Annotated in this window: 16 protein-coding genes; 7 read left to right on the top strand and 9 right to left on the bottom strand. The window is 61.1% G+C overall.

Features of this window, described 5'->3' with window-relative positions; genetic code table 11:
• Positions 1–57 precede the first annotated feature (57 nt).
• Positions 58–819 carry an SDR family NAD(P)-dependent oxidoreductase gene (locus ACFPN2_RS38440; protein WP_380606628.1) on the top strand — a complete coding sequence of 254 codons (762 nt, stop codon included), beginning with the start codon at positions 58–60 and terminating at the stop codon, positions 817–819.
• Here the strand turns inward: ACFPN2_RS38440 and ACFPN2_RS38435 are convergent, their stop codons facing one another.
• From ACFPN2_RS38435 to ACFPN2_RS38425, 3 genes are all read right to left on the bottom strand, one after another.
• Entirely contained in the window at positions 820–1218 is a 399-nt protein-coding gene (locus ACFPN2_RS38435) for a YciI family protein (protein WP_380606626.1), read from the bottom strand. It abuts the gene before it with no gap.
• A gap of 501 nt (positions 1219–1719) precedes the next feature.
• Positions 1720–3213 (bottom strand): ATP-binding cassette domain-containing protein, encoded by a 1494-nt coding sequence (locus ACFPN2_RS38430; protein ID WP_380606624.1) that lies wholly within the window; start codon positions 3211–3213, stop codon positions 1720–1722.
• A gap of 139 nt (positions 3214–3352) precedes the next feature.
• Complete coding sequence (locus ACFPN2_RS38425; protein WP_380606622.1) at positions 3353–3919, bottom strand: redoxin family protein; 567 nt, start codon at positions 3917–3919, stop codon at positions 3353–3355.
• A 220-nt stretch (positions 3920–4139) separates the two neighbouring features.
• On the opposite strand from ACFPN2_RS38425, the gene ACFPN2_RS38420 reads away from it, so the two are divergent.
• Genes ACFPN2_RS38420 through ACFPN2_RS38400 form a run of 5 tightly spaced genes read left to right on the top strand, consistent with a single transcriptional unit; the run spans position 4140 to position 6525 of the window.
• Complete coding sequence (locus tag ACFPN2_RS38420; protein ID WP_380606621.1) at positions 4140–5141, top strand: hypothetical protein; 1002 nt, start codon at positions 4140–4142, stop codon at positions 5139–5141.
• Positions 5142–5176: 35 nt separating this feature from the next.
• Positions 5177–5680 (top strand): GTP-binding protein, encoded by a 504-nt coding sequence (locus tag ACFPN2_RS38415; protein WP_380606782.1) that lies wholly within the window; start codon positions 5177–5179, stop codon positions 5678–5680.
• Positions 5677–6072 carry a roadblock/LC7 domain-containing protein gene (locus ACFPN2_RS38410; RefSeq protein ID WP_380606619.1) on the top strand — a complete coding sequence of 132 codons (396 nt, stop codon included), beginning with the start codon at positions 5677–5679 and terminating at the stop codon, positions 6070–6072. The genes ACFPN2_RS38415 and ACFPN2_RS38410 overlap by 4 nt, the downstream gene beginning before the upstream one ends.
• Positions 6035–6286, top strand: a complete 252-nt coding sequence (locus tag ACFPN2_RS38405) for a hypothetical protein (protein ID WP_380606794.1) — start codon at positions 6035–6037, stop codon at positions 6284–6286. The genes ACFPN2_RS38410 and ACFPN2_RS38405 overlap by 38 nt, the downstream gene beginning before the upstream one ends.
• Positions 6283–6525 (top strand): hypothetical protein, encoded by a 243-nt coding sequence (locus ACFPN2_RS38400; protein WP_380606617.1) that lies wholly within the window; start codon positions 6283–6285, stop codon positions 6523–6525. The genes ACFPN2_RS38405 and ACFPN2_RS38400 overlap by 4 nt, the downstream gene beginning before the upstream one ends.
• On the opposite strand, the gene ACFPN2_RS38395 is transcribed toward ACFPN2_RS38400, so the two are convergent.
• From ACFPN2_RS38395 to ACFPN2_RS38385, 3 genes are all read right to left on the bottom strand, one after another.
• Positions 6526–7056: a chemotaxis protein CheW gene (locus ACFPN2_RS38395; RefSeq protein ID WP_380606615.1), complete on the bottom strand. Its 531-nt coding sequence runs from the start codon at positions 7054–7056 to the stop codon at positions 6526–6528.
• 13 nt (positions 7057–7069) lie between these two features.
• Entirely contained in the window at positions 7070–9007 is a 1938-nt protein-coding gene (locus tag ACFPN2_RS38390; RefSeq protein ID WP_380606613.1) for a HAMP domain-containing methyl-accepting chemotaxis protein, read from the bottom strand.
• A gap of 261 nt (positions 9008–9268) precedes the next feature.
• The gene (locus tag ACFPN2_RS38385; protein WP_380606612.1) at positions 9269–9595 is read right to left on the bottom strand and encodes a UrcA family protein; all 327 of its coding nucleotides are present in this window, start codon (positions 9593–9595) and stop codon (positions 9269–9271) included.
• A 228-nt stretch (positions 9596–9823) separates the two neighbouring features.
• Here ACFPN2_RS38385 and ACFPN2_RS38380 point away from each other — a divergent pair, with 228 nt between their 5' ends.
• The gene (locus ACFPN2_RS38380) at positions 9824–11707 is read left to right on the top strand and encodes a winged helix-turn-helix domain-containing protein (protein ID WP_380606610.1); all 1884 of its coding nucleotides are present in this window, start codon (positions 9824–9826) and stop codon (positions 11705–11707) included.
• 31 nt (positions 11708–11738) lie between these two features.
• Here ACFPN2_RS38380 and ACFPN2_RS38375 read toward each other — a convergent pair whose 3' ends face one another.
• From ACFPN2_RS38375 to ACFPN2_RS38365, 3 genes are read right to left on the bottom strand one after another with little or no spacing between them, the layout of a single operon-like run.
• Positions 11739–13022 carry a hypothetical protein gene (locus ACFPN2_RS38375; protein ID WP_380606608.1) on the bottom strand — a complete coding sequence of 428 codons (1284 nt, stop codon included), beginning with the start codon at positions 13020–13022 and terminating at the stop codon, positions 11739–11741.
• A 37-nt stretch (positions 13023–13059) separates the two neighbouring features.
• Positions 13060–13983, bottom strand: a complete 924-nt coding sequence (locus ACFPN2_RS38370; protein ID WP_380606607.1) for a serine protease — start codon at positions 13981–13983, stop codon at positions 13060–13062.
• An 11-nt stretch (positions 13984–13994) separates the two neighbouring features.
• Entirely contained in the window at positions 13995–15008 is a 1014-nt protein-coding gene (locus ACFPN2_RS38365) for a caspase family protein (protein ID WP_380606605.1), read from the bottom strand.
• Positions 15009–15027: the final 19 nt, after the last annotated feature.

Genomic DNA, 15027 nt, shown 5'->3' with positions numbered 1-15027 from the left:
TCAATGAACGACCATTAAGGACTCGCGCTTGTGGATGATCAAGGTCGTTCGTTAGGAATGTTGGACTTATCCGGCAAGGTGGCGCTCGTCACCGGCGCGTCGAGCGGCTTGGGTCGGCATTTCGCTCAGGTTCTGGCCCGCGCAGGTGCAAGTGTTGTCGTCGCGGCTCGGCGGGCTCCGTTACTTGAGGCGTTGGTGGCGACGATCTCCGGTACCGGCGGTCGAGCAGCGCCGTTGGTTCTCGATGTTTCCAGCACGGCGGAGGCTATTGAGAGCGGCGTGGCTCAGGCGGTGCAATGTTTCGGTCACCTGGACATTCTGATCAACAACTCAGGTGTCACAGTCAGTAAGCCTGTGCTCGATCAGACGTCGTTGGATTGGGACACGGTGATCAACACCAATCTACGTGGCGCATTCTTCATGAGCCAATCGGTTGCTCGTTACCTGCGTGCCGCGGGACGGGGCGGTTGCATCGTGAATGTGGCGTCGATTCTTGGGCTGCGACAGGCGGGGATGGTGGCTCCTTACGCGGCGTCGAAGGCCGCGCTGATTCAACTCACGAAGACGATGGCGTTGGAGCTGGCGCGCTACTCGATTCGAGTGAACGCGCTCGCACCTGGATACATTGCTAGCGACTTGAACTCAGCGTTCTTCGAGACGGACGCCGGACAGGCCCTGATCCGGCGCATTCCACAGCGCCATCTCGGCGAACCGAGCGATCTGGATGGCGCGTTGTTACTTCTATGCAGCGACGCCTCGCGCTACATGACAGGCAGCGTGATCACCGTGGACGGCGGGCACGTCGTCAGCACGTTGTGACTATTTCTTCCGGCTAGGAGGCGTTTCCGTCGTCCGGTCGAATGCGGAACACGTCTTTGGCTCAATCGGCCGGATCTCCAGACTCAACCCACACGCCAGACACGGATTCTGCGCGGCCAACGCCGCGGCCTCTTCCAGGCTATTCGCGATGAAATGCCAATAGCCGCCAATCACTTCCTTGGTTTCAGCGAACGGGCCATCGGTGATGCCGTGCTTGGAAACAACCATCTTTGCCGGCTGCAAACGCTGCCCGGAAATCATCTTGCCCTGGGCCACCAGCACGTCGTGCCATTTATAAAAAGCATCGATGGCCGCCTGAATCTGCTCAGGCGACTTGTCCTCATCCCAATATCCCTTGGAAATCACTAGAAATTCGGACGGACCTTCGGCGCTGCTCATCACTCGTCCCCTGATTGAGTTACTGTACGGATAGACAGAATAACAAACTGGCGCGCCGGATGGTGTAGGCGGGGCAGCAGGGAGCAACTAATGAGATACGTTGCTCCTTAATTGGCTTGTTCTCGTTAGGCGGCCGCCGTACAATTTCTCCGTGCACAAAAGCCGGCCCGGTGCACGCCCGCCTCGAAGAGGTCTGCCCCGGTGGCAGGTAAGCGGATCCGGACTGACGAAGCCCCGCCTCGAGCGGGGTTTCGCGTTTCTAGGGACTCCCCGAGTCCCAATTCACGCCCATCGATGGACTGCTCCATTAGTCGGTGATCGGTCACCTCCCTGCGGGACTGCTTACGTGTGCGCCCGCCGCTACGATGATGCATGGATGGAGCTGTCAAAAATTAGCGAATAACTATTTGTTTCAGGCGCTGCGTGCGGCTGCGGTCCGTGGAAAAACGTGCGGTGGTCGCCGCGGCATCCGTTCCGCGGCGACGTGCGCAGGGGCATGTACTACTGAGGAGGCAGCTCGAACTCTTCCGACACACCACACCGCTCCAAAAAGCTCCGATCGTGCGACACCACGATCAACGCGCCGCGGAATTCGCTGACCAGGGTTTCCAGGAACTCGATGTTTGCCAGGTCGAGATTGTTGGTCGGCTCGTCGAGCAAGAGGAGTTCGGGTTTGTGGATGGACAGCAGGCCGCGGGCGAGGGTGGCGCGGAGGCGTTCGCCGCCGCTGAGGGAGCTGGTTTTTTGGAAGACGGTGTCGCGGGTGAAAAGAAAGCGGGCGAGGTGAGTGCGGATTTCGCTTTCGCTGCCGGGGGCGACGGAGCGGACGTTGTCGAGGATGCTGAGGGAGTCGTCGAGGACGCTGCAGCGTTGGTCGATATAGAGCGTGACGAGCTGGCCGCGGTTCAACTCGCCGCGAGTGGTCAACGGTGCGCCTGTGAGCGCCTTGAGCAGGGTGGACTTCCCGGAACCGTTGGGTCCTTGTAAAGCAAGCCGAACATTGCCGCGCCAGCTGAAATCCAGATCCTTCGCATACAGCCAGTCCTGAAAGCGAATATTGAAGCCCTGAGCTTCGGCGACGAGTTTCTGTGCGTGCAGCGCCTGGCCCATCAGATCCGCGTACATGACCGGATCGACCTTCATATTCTCAAACGCTTCATGCGCCGATTTCACAGCAGCTTCGGCGCGCTCGACCTGAGCGACATCGCGCTTGCCAGTGGTGGTCTGAGCCGCACGCTTGAGGCCGCCTGCGATGATCCGTGGAATGCCACCGCGAGCCGCCGCCGCCTGGCCGCGACGATTGCGTTTTTCCTGTCGAGCCTGCTGCTCGAAGCGATGAGCGATGGCTGAGTCGCGCTCACGTTTCGCTTGATCGAGCGCAGCGCCGAGACGGGTACGCTCGCGATCCTTCTCGACAACATACTCCGACCACGAGCCGCCGAACTTCATCAGGCCGACGTTGGAGAGTTCCAGGATCTCATCGCACAGCTCGAGCGTCTCGCGATCGTGAGAGATCAGCAATACGCCGCCGGTATGCGCGAGGAGAAATTGAAACACGGCCTCGCGACCCTCGCGATCCAGATCGTTCGTGGGCTCGTCGAGAATCAGAAAGCCGTCGTCCAGTACGCGTGCCAGTCGCACACGCATCCACTGGCCGCCGCTGAGCGTCGTGCACAGTGCCTGCTGATCGATGTTCGCAAGCAGCCGATCTCTGGTCAGCGACCACTGTTCGACGGACGCAAGATAGTCCGCCACGGCGATCGGTTCGGGTGGCTGACGTTGAGCAAAGAGCGTGACAGGGCCGTGACGCTGGATAACTCCACGACTCGGCTCGAGCTCACCAGCAAGCAGTCGCGCGAGACAAGTTTTACCGACGCCATTCGGGCCCACTAAACCCGAGCGCAGGGCGCTCAGGGAAAAACTGAGATCCTTGAAAAGTTCGCGCCCATTGGAAAATTCGTACGCGACGTCGCGCGCCACGATAACTGGAGACATAACAACCTCCGCGCACAGGTGTGCGCGTCTGCAGGAGAAGCAAGTAGGAAATGCAGAGGTTGTTTATTGGCGCATAAGGCTCTGGATTTGCATCCAGAGGCGGCCAGTGTACGTGGAATTGCGGGAAATTGCAGCAGGCCTATGTCACAGGGGCGTCCGCAATCCGACAGCCAGTGTCGTCGCACTTCTCCATGGAAGCATCACCCGCGCCGACCGGCTGGAGAGCGACACTCGAAGGCTCGCGCATCAGCGCCATGATTTCCGCGCCGAGCTGCAAATCCGGAACGTGTCCGAAAGTCTGCCGCCGCAGCCGCCCCTCGCGATCGATAAGAAGCAGAGTCGGGGTGCCCTGCATCCCGTAGCGGCGCATGGTCGAGGGAATAGCGTCGCCATGATCGCTGGGACGATCGACGCCCACGGGGAACTGAACTTTGTATTCGTGCAGGAAAGCTTTGAGCTCTGCCGGGCCCATCGCCGCGTGATGTTCGAACACCGTGTGCAGCCCGATGATCGCGACTTCAGACGCTGGAAACAAAGCATGCGCCTGGCGTAACTGCGGAATCGTCTGCGCGACACAGCCCGGGCAGAGCATTTGAAACGCGCCGGCGACCACGACTCGACCTCGCAACGAGTGCAGATCGAGCGGCGTGTCTGAGTTGAGCCATTCAACGATGTCCCAGTCGGGAGCGAGTCTCAATTGTTTCATGGTGCCGATTATAACTATCGCGACGCAATCATTGCGCTGTGCTTAGTAGATATCCCATCGCCACTCCCGAGCGAAGTGCGAACTGGTACCAATGACGTGAACTTGCAGGTGCAAGAATTCGCCGCCTTGCAACCTGGACTTCGCACAAGCAGACGCCCATGGACTCGAGCTGTCACATCTGCCATTTCTCTCGCGCGCGTAGAGACGAGGGCATCGTCCGATGAGCGCGCGTCATTTGACGGTGACTTGTCTCGGCCTGTCTCTGCGCACGGAGTTGCGACTCAAGTCGATGCTCGAGGTGGTAAACGCCCGAACCACGGATCGGTGGTCGTTCACCGAGCGAGGCGATGCGCATGTCGCGATCTGCGATCCGGCATCGGCGCTGTCATCGGTGACGCAGAAACGTTCATCGAACGGCGCGACTCGATTCTTTTCGCTCGTCGAGGATGTGGCGCTTGCGGCCTCAGGAACCAGTGTCATTCGCGACCCGATCCGTGCATCCGATCTGATCGAGTTGCTCAATCTCGTCTCGTCGACGTTGAGTCTCGAGGTTCCGCCGCGGGAGTGGGCGGCGCTCGCGTCGACGGAAGATGCGGCGGTCGATGGGCGAAATGCCTTTCCCGTAGCGGTGGCGCTTCGTGGGCTGGCGCGCCGGGATGCACAACAGGTTTATGCGTTACAGGCGGCGTCGGTCGAGTTGAATGTCGTGCCGGAGACGCGCAGTGTGTTGCTGACGCGGCCGCTGGATGAGAGCGGTCTGGCGCGTCTGGCGGCGCCAGGGGTTCATATCAGCATTCGAGAGTGGCCCACATCGCATGCGCGCTTGCTCGCGGACACGGGTGCTCAGAGTTGCAAGCTCGACGCACTCTTGTGGCGTCTGGCGCTGCATGGATGCAAGAGCCGGCTGCTGCCAGAGTTGCCGCCGAGCGCTCACTTCAAATTACGACGCTGGCCAGATTTCGGTCGCATCGAGCACACGCCGGATCATTTGCGGCTCGCCGCGCGCCTGGTGCGGCAAAAGATGACCGTGCTCGAGCTGGCAATCGTCACACGGCTGCCGGTCAGCACGATCAACGCGTTCATCAATGCGTGCTGTTTGATCGAGTTGCTGGAAGTGCATTCGGATGGGCCCAAGCACTCGCCCGTCGATGCGCGGCCGTCGCGTTACGCGGGCATCTTCAATGCCATTCGCTCAGTTTTGCGCCTTGGAGCGTCATCGTGAACGCGCACGAATACAAACTGATATTCACTGGCACGATGGGCGCCGGCAAGACCACCGCAATCGCCGCCATCAGCGAGATCGCACCGGCGAGTACCGATGTGCAGCGATCGGAAGCGGGTGACGATGTGAAGACGACGACCACCGCCGCGCTCGACTATGGCGAGATCACGCTGCCACAAGGCGACGTGCTGCGCTTGTATGGAACGCCGGGACAGACGCGCTTCGATTTCATGTGGAAGATCCTCGGCCAGGGCGCGCTCGGTGTGGTGGTGCTGGTCGACAATCGCCGGCCCGATCCGTTGGCCGACCTTCGGGAATACCTGGGCGCGTTTCGTGACATTGTCGCTGGATCGCGCGGTGTGGTCGGAGTGGGGCGTCAGGAAACTCATCCTGTTCCTGACCTCGACGCGTACTACAACGTTGCGGCCGAGCTCGGTCTGAGCACGCCGATCGTCTCCGTCGATGTTCGACGTCGAGACGACGTGTTGCTGCTGCTGGACATCCTGTTCAATCAAATCGAAGCGGCGGAGGTCGCGTGAACGCGAAGATGCGTTGTCAGGCTCAACTGGACGCGCTCCGGCATGAGCATCACGGAGTCGCGGGAACGCTGCTCTCGACGATGGACGGCTTCGAGATTGCGACCAGTGTCAGCGAGAAAGTCTCACCTAGCAAGCTGGCGGCGATGGCCAGCTCACTACTCGCGCTGGCGGAAGCGGTGAGCCGCGAAGGGGCCGTCGGTCAGTGTCGCGATCTGATCATCGAATCGAGCGCGGGACTGGTGTTGCTGATGGATGTGCCGAGCGCCACTCACAAAGCCGTCCTCACCGTCTTATGCACAGAGGCCGCCGTGTTCGGTCGGATCCGCTGGGCCGCGCGTAACACGCGAGAGGCGATTGCACACGCGCTCGACGGCTCAGCGATGGCGTCGTAAGCGAAACAGGATTTCATCCGCTGTCTCGAAGGAATGCCGGCTGGCCGATCGGCTCGAGGACATCCTGATCACGCTCGGCAAGCAATATCACATCATCCGACCCATCGCTTCCAAGCCCGGCCTGTTCATCTACTTGGTGCTCGACAAGGTCAAGTCGAACCTGGCGCTGGCGCGTCGCTCCTGCCAGGAGCAGGAACAGACGTTGACGCTGTGATCGCACAGTCGTCCAAGACTCGTCACGCGGTGTCGGGCCATCATCGTCTGCAGCGTTTGCAGGAGAGCCCGATGACGCCCGAGACACCGCGTGATGAAGCCACGCCTGATAAACCCATCGAGCTGGCCCAAAAGCCCACCGAAGACAAAGACGACAGCTACGACCCGGTCGACGAGGCCGGCTGGGAGTCGTTCCCAGCCAGCGATCCGCCGGCCTGGTCGGAGGCGTCGAAGAAATAATCAGGCGGTGGGTACGGCGAGACTGGCGAGCTCGTCGAACGCCAGCACGTGATTCACGTCCAGCACGATGACGAACTTGCTGTGCACCTTACCCATGCCGAGGATGAAGTCGGTGCGGATGCCGGCGCCGAACGCCGGCGGCGGCTCGATGTCCGCGGCCGGGATGTCCAGCACTTCGTTGACCGCGTCGACGACGACGCCGATCACCTGGCGCTCCTCGCCCACCATGATCTCGATGATGACGATACAAGTGCGCTTGGTGACGGGCGCGGGCTCGCGGCTGAAACGAACCGACAGATCGATCACCGGTACGACCGCGCCACGGAGATTGATGACCCCGCGCACATAGGGCGGCATCATCGGCACATCGGTGAGGCTGGAATACTCGATGATCTCCTTGATCGAGAGGATGCCGATCGCGAACGTCTCGGTCCCCAGGACGAATGTGAGATATTGATGGAACTGCGGGTCCACGTCCGGCGGTGGCGGCACATTCGCCGCCACGCGCTGAGATGAGCTGGTCTGAGTCATTCGCGTCGCCCGCTTAGTTGAACTTCGCGAACTGCGATGCGTCCGGCTCGTGGCCCGACACCGCGTGAGTGCCGCTTACCGGCGCCGCCACTTTACGCGGCTGCTCTTTCACCGAGGTCGGCTTGCGGGCAGCGCTCGCGACATGGCTGTTTCTCGAGCCTGTCTTGAAGAACGACATGGTCTGTTGCAGCTGACCGGCCTGGCTGCTCATCTCTTCGGCCGTCGCGGCCAGCTCTTCGGACGATGCCGCGTTCTGCTGCGTCGTCTGGTTGAGCTGAGTGACCGCCGAGTTGATCTGGCCGACGCCGGAGGATTGTTCCTGCGACGCCGCCGAGATTTCCTGCACGAGGTCCGAGGTCTTCTTGATGCTCGGGACAATTTCGCTCAGCAACGCGCCGGCCTTTTCCGCCAGTTCCACGCTGCCCGTCGCGACGGTGCCGATTTCCTGCGCGGCGACCTGACTGCGCTCGGCGAGCTTACGCACTTCAGCGGCGACGACCGCAAAGCCCTTGCCGTGTTCGCCAGCACGCGCCGCTTCGATCGCGGCGTTGAGCGCGAGCAGATTCGTCTGATAGGCGATGTCGTCGATGATCGTGATCTTCTGTGCGATCTGTTTCATCGCGGTGACGGTGGCTTTCACCGACTCGCCGCCTTCGCTCGCTTCCGACGAGGCCTTCGAGGCCATGGTGTCGGTGACCTTCGCGTTCTCGGTGTTCTGAGCTATAGAGGCGGTCATCTGCTCGATGGCGGCGCTCGTCTGCTCGACGCCGGCGGCCTGTTCGGTGGCGGCCTGCGACAGCGACTGCGCGGTCGTGCTGACCTGCTCGGATGCGCTCAACAGGGAATCGGTCGCGCTGTTGACTTCGCTGATGATCATGCCCAGCTTCAGCACGGTGTTGTTGGCGTATTCCTTCATCTCGCCGTACGCGCCCTGATAGTCCTTGTCGATCGTCTTGGTGAGATCGCCTTCGGAAATCGCGCGCATCGTGCGCACTACGTCTTCGATGCTCGTGCCGGTGGTGGTGGCGAGCTGATTCAAGCCTTCGCCCATTTCCTTCTGGAAGCCGGTGAGGCCGTTGAGGTCCACGCGCTCCTTGAAGTCGCCGCGATTGGCGGCTTCGACCACGCGCTGCTGGCCGTTGATCACCTGCTTCAGGCGATCGATCATGTTACGCACGGCGAACAGCATGCTGCTGGTGTCGCCGTTCTTGGTGGTCACTTCGATATTCAGATTGCCGTTGGCCACCGAGGTCAGCAGCTGCGCGGCATACGAAGGCTCGCCACCGAGCTGTTTGAGAATGCTACGCGTGACCAGCAGAGCGGCCGCGACCGCGAGCAAGCCGGCGATGGCGCCGAGCGCAATCATCATGTTGCGAGCGGCTTCGTAAGTCTTCACCGCTTCCTTGGCCGCTTCGTCGTTGAGATCGCTCTCGAACTTGACGAGCTCCTCGGCGGCGTCGCGCACATGTGCGTTAGGCTTGGACACCTCGCTCATATAAACACTGATCGCTTCGGCGCTCTTGTTGGCCAGCGCCAGCTTTGCGACCTTCTCGATCAGCGCCGGCAAGGGCTGGCTGACCTCTTCCAGCTTCGCAAACAGTTCCTTTTCCCGCGCGGTCGTAGCCCCGATCGTGTCGAACATCTTGCCGAGCGCTTGACGTTCCACGCGCGCCTTTTCGAGAATAGCCTCGAGCTTGGCGTACTCCGCCTTCTTCTCTTCGGTATCCGTGAGGATGAACAGATTGCGGGTCGAGGAGCTCACTCCATACGACGCCGCGCGAATCTCCTGTGCATGGGTCATCTGGGCGACGTTTTCCTGCGTGATCGCGCGCAGGCTCTCGTTGATGTTGGCCATGCGGCTGACGCCGATCAGGACGACGCCCACCAGCAGTATCAGCACCACACCGAAGGCAATCGCCAGGCGAGTGCCCACCTTCATATCGTTAAACATCGACCTTCGACTCCAAGGAAATGAATTTCTCCTGAAGCCGTGTAGCGGACGGCAACTTGGGAACTGAAGCGCCGCTACGCTCAAGAATTTTTTATCTTGAATTCTCAGGGAATGCCGCATCCCTCATGCATACGAAATGCCGCGATCCACGCGGTAACTGCCTGAACGTAGGTGACTCTGCCCGGGCTCGTCTACGGCATCGCCTGAGGCGGACGACAGGCGCGTCATCCGCCGGATTCAATCCAGCCCGGCTGAAGTCGCTCAGCCAGGAATCGTCTTGGCCTTGGTCTTGTGGAGCGCCGTCAAGGTGGGCTTGTTGACCTGTTTGATGGCGTCGTCGACCGCCGCTTGATAGCAGGCCGCCGGACGGCGTTGCCGTGCCAGCTCCTTGTGCAGCCGGTCGTAGTCGCAGACGGACATGGCGGCGTTCTCAATTCGGGTATAGAGCTGTTCGAGGCCATGCGGGCTGGAGATATCCAGATCGTCGTAGTTGACGACGATCTTCGGCGTGCCTTTCAGCTGGCCGACGCGATCGGCATGTGCCACAGCAAAAGCTCCGACGAGCGACGCAGCCAGAGTCGCGGTCACGGCTGATTTTGTAAGCGCAGAATTCATTTCTTTCTCCCGGTTCGAGTGCCGCATGCGGATTCGGCACGTAGCGTGCGAGCCGGGCTCTGAATTGGCTTTGCAAAGACTCTGAAGCCTTGTGATTTCCCCGGGCGTGCGCCCGGGCCCGGCTCGGCGTTAGAATTTCGCCCGGGTACGGATGCCAGGCTTTGCGAGAGTTGCTGCAATATTCCGACATCCTGTCTCGCCATGGCGTCCGGTCGCTTTACCTACGAATTTGGGGAGTTTCGTCTCGACGCCGCGCGGCGATTGTTGCTGCTGAAGAATGGCGATCGGGCCCTGCCGTTGACCGCCAGAGCGTTCGATACGCTGCTGTATCTGGTGGAGCATCCCGGCAAGCTGTTGAGCAAGGCCGCGCTGATGAGCGCGATCTGGCCCAACGTGGTGGTCGAGGAAAACAGCCTGAATCAGAACATCTCGCTGTTGCGCCGGGTGCTCGGCGAACGCCCGGGCGAATATCGCTTCATCGTTACGGTGCCGGGGCGCGGCTATCGCTTTGTGGCCGAAGTGCGGACAGTCTCCGAGCCTGCGGATGAATCGCAGCGCGCGTCCGCGTCGAACGCGAGCGAGCTCGCGCATGCCAGAGCCGGACTGCATGCGCGAATTCCGCTCGCCATCCTACCGTTTGCGAATCTGAGCAGCGATCCCGCCACAGATTATTTCAGCGAAGGCATGGCGGAGGAATTGATCAACACGTTTGCGCGCGTGCGCTGGTTCGAGGTCGCCTCGCGCACGTCCACCTTCGCGTTCAAAGACCGGAACGTGGATGTGCGTAAGATCGCACGCGAGCTCGATGTGGAAGCGGTGTTGGAGGGCAGCGTCCGTCGTGTCGGGGAGCGCATCCGGGTCACTGCGCAACTGGTGGACGGTCGAACCGGTCATCACTTGTGGTCCGAGAGCTACGAGCGCGGTTGGGACGATCTCGCCCGGGTTCAGGACGAGCTGACGGTCGCGATTGTCGATTCAACGGCCAGTCATTTCGTGATCGGCTCGGCGAGGCGCAAGACCCCCACGCGGGATCTCGAGGCTTATCACCTGTACCTGCAGGCCATGGCGCTGCGCTCGCAGCCGTCCGAGGACAATCTCGAATCGGCGGTACAAATTCTCGGTCGTGCACTGGCGCGCGATCCGGATTTTGCTCGCGCCTGGTATGCGATTGCGGAGGCGCGGGCCTATCGAGCGGCGAATGACGGCTGCGCGCTGACTTTGCTGAATCATGCGGAGCGCGACGCCCGCCATGCACTTGCGTTGGATCCTTCGATCTCACGGGCGCATGGCGTGCTCGGTTTGATCAACGCCTGTTGCGGGCGCTGGATCGAGGCGGAGACCGAGCTGCGCAAAGCACTGTCGCTGGTGTCGAGAAATCCCGATGCTCTGCTGTTCCATGCGATTTATGTGGCGCGTCAGGCCGGTCATCATCGGAAGGCCCTCGCGGAAATCCAGCTCGCGTACGAGTTCACTCCCTCATCGCCGGCGCTTGCTCTGCACTTGGGCGCTCAGAAGTTACTCGACGGCGAGCGGGCGGAGGCTTGCAAGTGGATCGATCTGGCGATCGCGAATGGCTATCCACGCGACCTTGCCGAGGTTCGTGAGGCACGCGCGCAACTGGCGATGCTTGACGGGCGCTTCGAGGAGGCAGCGCAGGAGCTGACCGAAATCCTTTCACCGACGTCACGCGAAGCGGGTGGATTCGAAGCCATTCAATCTTTCTACCGGGCGCAATCCGACCCGAGCCGCGGTGACCGGGCTATCGCTGCACTACGTGCATGGGAAGCGAAATTATCTCCTGAGGATCTGGACCCCGGTGCGGCACACCGGTTGATCGTCTGGTACACCATGCTCCGCGCTATCGACGACGCGCACGATGTGGCACAGCGCCTGATCGATCGGCTGGCTTCCCAGGGAACGATCGGCAACGGCTGGGGCATCTTGTGGACTAAAGAGATGCATGCGTTTCGCGCGTCGCCGCGCTTTCAACCGTTGCTCTCGCGCCTCGGCTTGTTGGGTTACTGGCGTCAGTATGGGCCGCCGGATAACTACGTGCTTCGCGGCGAGCTGTTGCACAGCTCGTGAGTAGGGGCCGGCGCCCCTACTCACAGGTGGCTCAGGTGCAATCGGGCTTGGTGGGTGTCACGTTGAGCTTTTCGGTGAAATCTTTCGCGGCGAATTGAGCGAAGTCGGTGAGAGGAATCTCGCCGGCTCCAAGCACGGTGCCGTCGTCTTTCACGATTTGATAGACCAGTTGCAGCGTGGCGCGATACTGGAATTTATCCGAGCTGAACGTGCTCTTGACCACGCCACCGCTGGCGCCGAAGCTCGCGTTCGTCACATAGACAAAGGTTGCCTTGTCGAGGCCGTACGTTTCAGCGGCGAGCAGCAGGCTCTCCGCGTTGGGCGTCAGAGACGCGTCGTAGGCATCGAAGGCCTTGAGGAGAGTATCGAGAGCTGTGCTGACGCGAGTCAGCGCTTTCACTCGATTGGTCGCTCCATTGGCTTTCGCCTGCTCCAGTTCGGCAGTGACTGCCGCGAGCATGGTTCGCGCCCGATCGGCTGTCTGCGTGGCGGTGGCTCGCGCATCGGCGAACTTATTGGTTGCTTGAATGGACGCCAGTCCCGGAGTGATCACCTTGGAGGCTGACTTGGCGCAGTGCGCGATGCCGGCCGCAATGACATTCGCGTTGGATTGTACGGCGATCGCCGAAATGGTGGTCTCGCTCCGAAACAGCGACGCGATGCCCTTGGCGGCATCGATGGCCGGTGGGACCAGCGCGAGCAGCGCCGCGGCGGAGCGACCGCTCACCTGTTCGCCACCTTGTTCGGCCGCTTCGAAGTCCACACGCTGATTGTTTGCTGCGTTCATCGCACTGATGAGCGCCGTTTGCAGCCGCTTCAAGGTGTCGAGCGCAATTCGTAGCTTGGCTCTCGAGTCGGCCGGTGACTGATCGATGCTCAGCACCACGGTTGAGCCCGCCGGCACTGCCGCGTCATTGAGGCTCTTGCCGATCCGAGTGCCGGCTTTATAAGCCAGGCGTTGCGCCATCCATTGACCGACGTGCGCGGCATTGTCGGGATTGTTGATCGCGCCGCTCGAGCCTTGAATTTTGCCCAAGCCGCTCAGTGCCTGCGCGAGCTCTGCGTTTTTGGATTGATCGAGCTGAGTTTCAACGCTCCGCAGTTGCAGTTGGGCGCAGATTTCATTGATGCGGGTGAACGCATCCTTCACTTCTTTACTGGCGTCGGCCGGAATTTCAGGTGGCTTGGTGCAGTCCACCTGTGGGGCGCCCGATGTGGATGTCGAAGTCGCGGCCTCGGCAGCATTGCACGAGCCGCTACATAACAAGCTGAGTGACAGTGGGATCGAAGCCACCAATCCTTGAGATCTAGACACGTTTCCTCCTCAATGCACGCACTGTTGTGTCGCTGATTCACTGTGCGGCGTTTGTTGTTAGCTGTTTCTGCTGTTCTTGTCGGATCCATTGCTGGAATGTGGAGACGCGCGCGTAAACGCCGTAGCGCTTCGCCTTGCCGCAGCCCAGACCCCAGCTGATCAGTCCGGCGAGGCGGGGAGAGCCGTCCGCGCTCTTCACGACCGCCGCGCCCCCGCTGTCGCCCTTGCAGGCGTCCTTGCCGTTGGCTGATTTGCCCGCGCAGAACATGTCGGCGGAGATGCGCTCTTTATAAGTCTTCTTGCACTCATCCAGGGTGGGGAGCGCGAGCGAGATTTGTTTCAGCTGATTGGACTTGAGTCCCCATTCGTAGAGATAGCCCCAGCCCAGCGCTGTGATGTTGGGAGGATCCGGCGCCGTCAGCGTGTCCTCCGCGCTTGTCAGCATCGAGATGCGTGCGTGAGGACGCGCGGTCTTCAGTCGTAGCAGGGCAAGGTCCTGCCGGAAGTTCGTTGCGTCGTAGTCGTCGGGGATTGCGATATGATCTTCGACTTCCTCGCGAAGGCTGTCGCCCTGGAGGCGGTCCGTGCCCACTACGACGCGTAGCATCCCGCCGGTCATGCCAGCGTCGACACAATGCGCCGCCGTGACGACCCAGCCGTCGCCGATCAGCACGCCGCCACAAAAGTGACCGTAGAAGTTGTCGGGAATGTCGGCGCGCACGAGCGCCACTTGCCACGGAAAGTCGGCGTAGTGAGCATCGACTCCATTGAGGATTTTTGGCGGAAAGTTCTGTCTCTTTGAATAGATCTCGAGCGCCTTTTGATATGGCGCCGAGCCCGCGGACCGCGCTTCTGGCGTCGGCGCGGGTGTGTTCTGCGCACTCACGCAAGCGCTGAGCATGAAGAACAAAAGCGCACTGAGCCGCAGTGAGCGGAGCAGCTTTGCGTTGAATGGTTGCATTTCGCTCTCCCTCAATCGCGTGGACGAACCATCCATCGGCGTGCGGCGGCGGCATGCCGACTCTCGGGAAACTTCAGGAGGTGTTTGCGCATCGAGTCCATGGTGGGCTCCAATCTCAGCGCTTCCCAACTGGCTTCGATCTCGGCCGCGCGCGTGGGGCCATCGAGCAGCATGATGTGGATGTGACCATTCGGATCCGGGTATTGCAGGCGGTCCGGGTGATTGAGTTTCACCGCGTCGGCGGCGTTGGCCAGCTCGACGCCGATCAACGCTTCGGTCCGCCCCAGCTCCTCGTTCAGCGCTTCTGTGTAAACGCTTGGCTTGATCTCATCGGAATCGATTGTTTCCTGTGCCGCCGCGGTGTCGCCGGCCCAGGTTGCAAATCCAATGATCCGCTCCGGCGAATCCGGCACCGGCTCGTAGTAAGCACTGGCCGCCGTCATGTCGGAGGGAATGGGCTCATCCGCGAGCTGATCGGTCGGATCGCCAGCAAACGATGCCGGCTCGTCCGTCGACAGTTCGACCCGGCACGCATCGATGAGCAGAATCAAATAGGCCTCGCGGGCCAGTTTCTCTTCGATGAAGTTGCGATCGAGACTTTCTGGCTCCATGCCGCTACCGGCGGCGGTGTCCGCGTAGATGCCGGCGAGATAATCGGTGCCGTTCGCCCTGAAGCCGTGTCCCGAGAAATAAATGAGCACCACGGGACGCAGGTCCTGATTGCGCGCGAAACGAACTTCGCGCGTCCGCAAGGCTTCAATCGCAGCCTTGATCTGAGCGGCGCTTTTGTTCTGTTCGACGAAGACCTTGAATTGCAATCTCTCAAGCTTGTTCCGAATGAGCTCGGCGTCTTTCGCCGCTGAGCGCAGCGGACTGCTCGGGTACGTTTCGTTTGCAAACACCAGCGCGTAGCGGGGAACCGCGGCTTCGAACTGCAAGGTCGGGTCCTGCTCTCGAGGCAGCGCAGGTGTCGCGCCGAACGCGAGGGCCAGTGCGACGAAGATGCCCCACGCCTGAGTTCTCATGGCCTTCCTCAGCCAGGGT

Origin of the sequence: Steroidobacter flavus (assembly GCF_042651805.1) — a bacterium.
Taxonomy (GTDB): Bacteria; Pseudomonadota; Gammaproteobacteria; order Steroidobacterales; family Steroidobacteraceae; genus Steroidobacter; species Steroidobacter flavus.
The sequence above is the reverse complement of the archived record's forward strand: the minus strand, read 5'-3'. Positions and strand labels throughout refer to the sequence as shown.

Bases quoted from the DNA above. Each gene is read 5' to 3' on its own strand.
- ACFPN2_RS38440 (WP_380606628.1), top strand. From the start codon at position 58: ATGTTGGACTTATCCGGCAAGGTGGCGCTCGTCACCGGCGCGTCGAGC.
- ACFPN2_RS38435 (WP_380606626.1), bottom strand. From the start codon at position 1,218: ATGAGCAGCGCCGAAGGTCCGTCCGAATTTCTAGTGATTTCCAAGGGA.
- ACFPN2_RS38430 (WP_380606624.1), bottom strand. From the start codon at position 3,213: ATGTCTCCAGTTATCGTGGCGCGCGACGTCGCGTACGAATTTTCCAAT.
- ACFPN2_RS38425 (WP_380606622.1), bottom strand. From the start codon at position 3,919: ATGAAACAATTGAGACTCGCTCCCGACTGGGACATCGTTGAATGGCTC.
- ACFPN2_RS38420 (WP_380606621.1), top strand. From the start codon at position 4,140: ATGAGCGCGCGTCATTTGACGGTGACTTGTCTCGGCCTGTCTCTGCGC.
- ACFPN2_RS38415 (WP_380606782.1), top strand. From the start codon at position 5,177: ATGGGCGCCGGCAAGACCACCGCAATCGCCGCCATCAGCGAGATCGCA.
- ACFPN2_RS38395 (WP_380606615.1), bottom strand. From the start codon at position 7,056: ATGACTCAGACCAGCTCATCTCAGCGCGTGGCGGCGAATGTGCCGCCA.
- ACFPN2_RS38390 (WP_380606613.1), bottom strand. From the start codon at position 9,007: ATGTTTAACGATATGAAGGTGGGCACTCGCCTGGCGATTGCCTTCGGT.
- ACFPN2_RS38380 (WP_380606610.1), top strand. From the start codon at position 9,824: ATGGCGTCCGGTCGCTTTACCTACGAATTTGGGGAGTTTCGTCTCGAC.
- ACFPN2_RS38370 (WP_380606607.1), bottom strand. From the start codon at position 13,983: ATGCAACCATTCAACGCAAAGCTGCTCCGCTCACTGCGGCTCAGTGCG.
- ACFPN2_RS38365 (WP_380606605.1), bottom strand. From the start codon at position 15,008: ATGAGAACTCAGGCGTGGGGCATCTTCGTCGCACTGGCCCTCGCGTTC.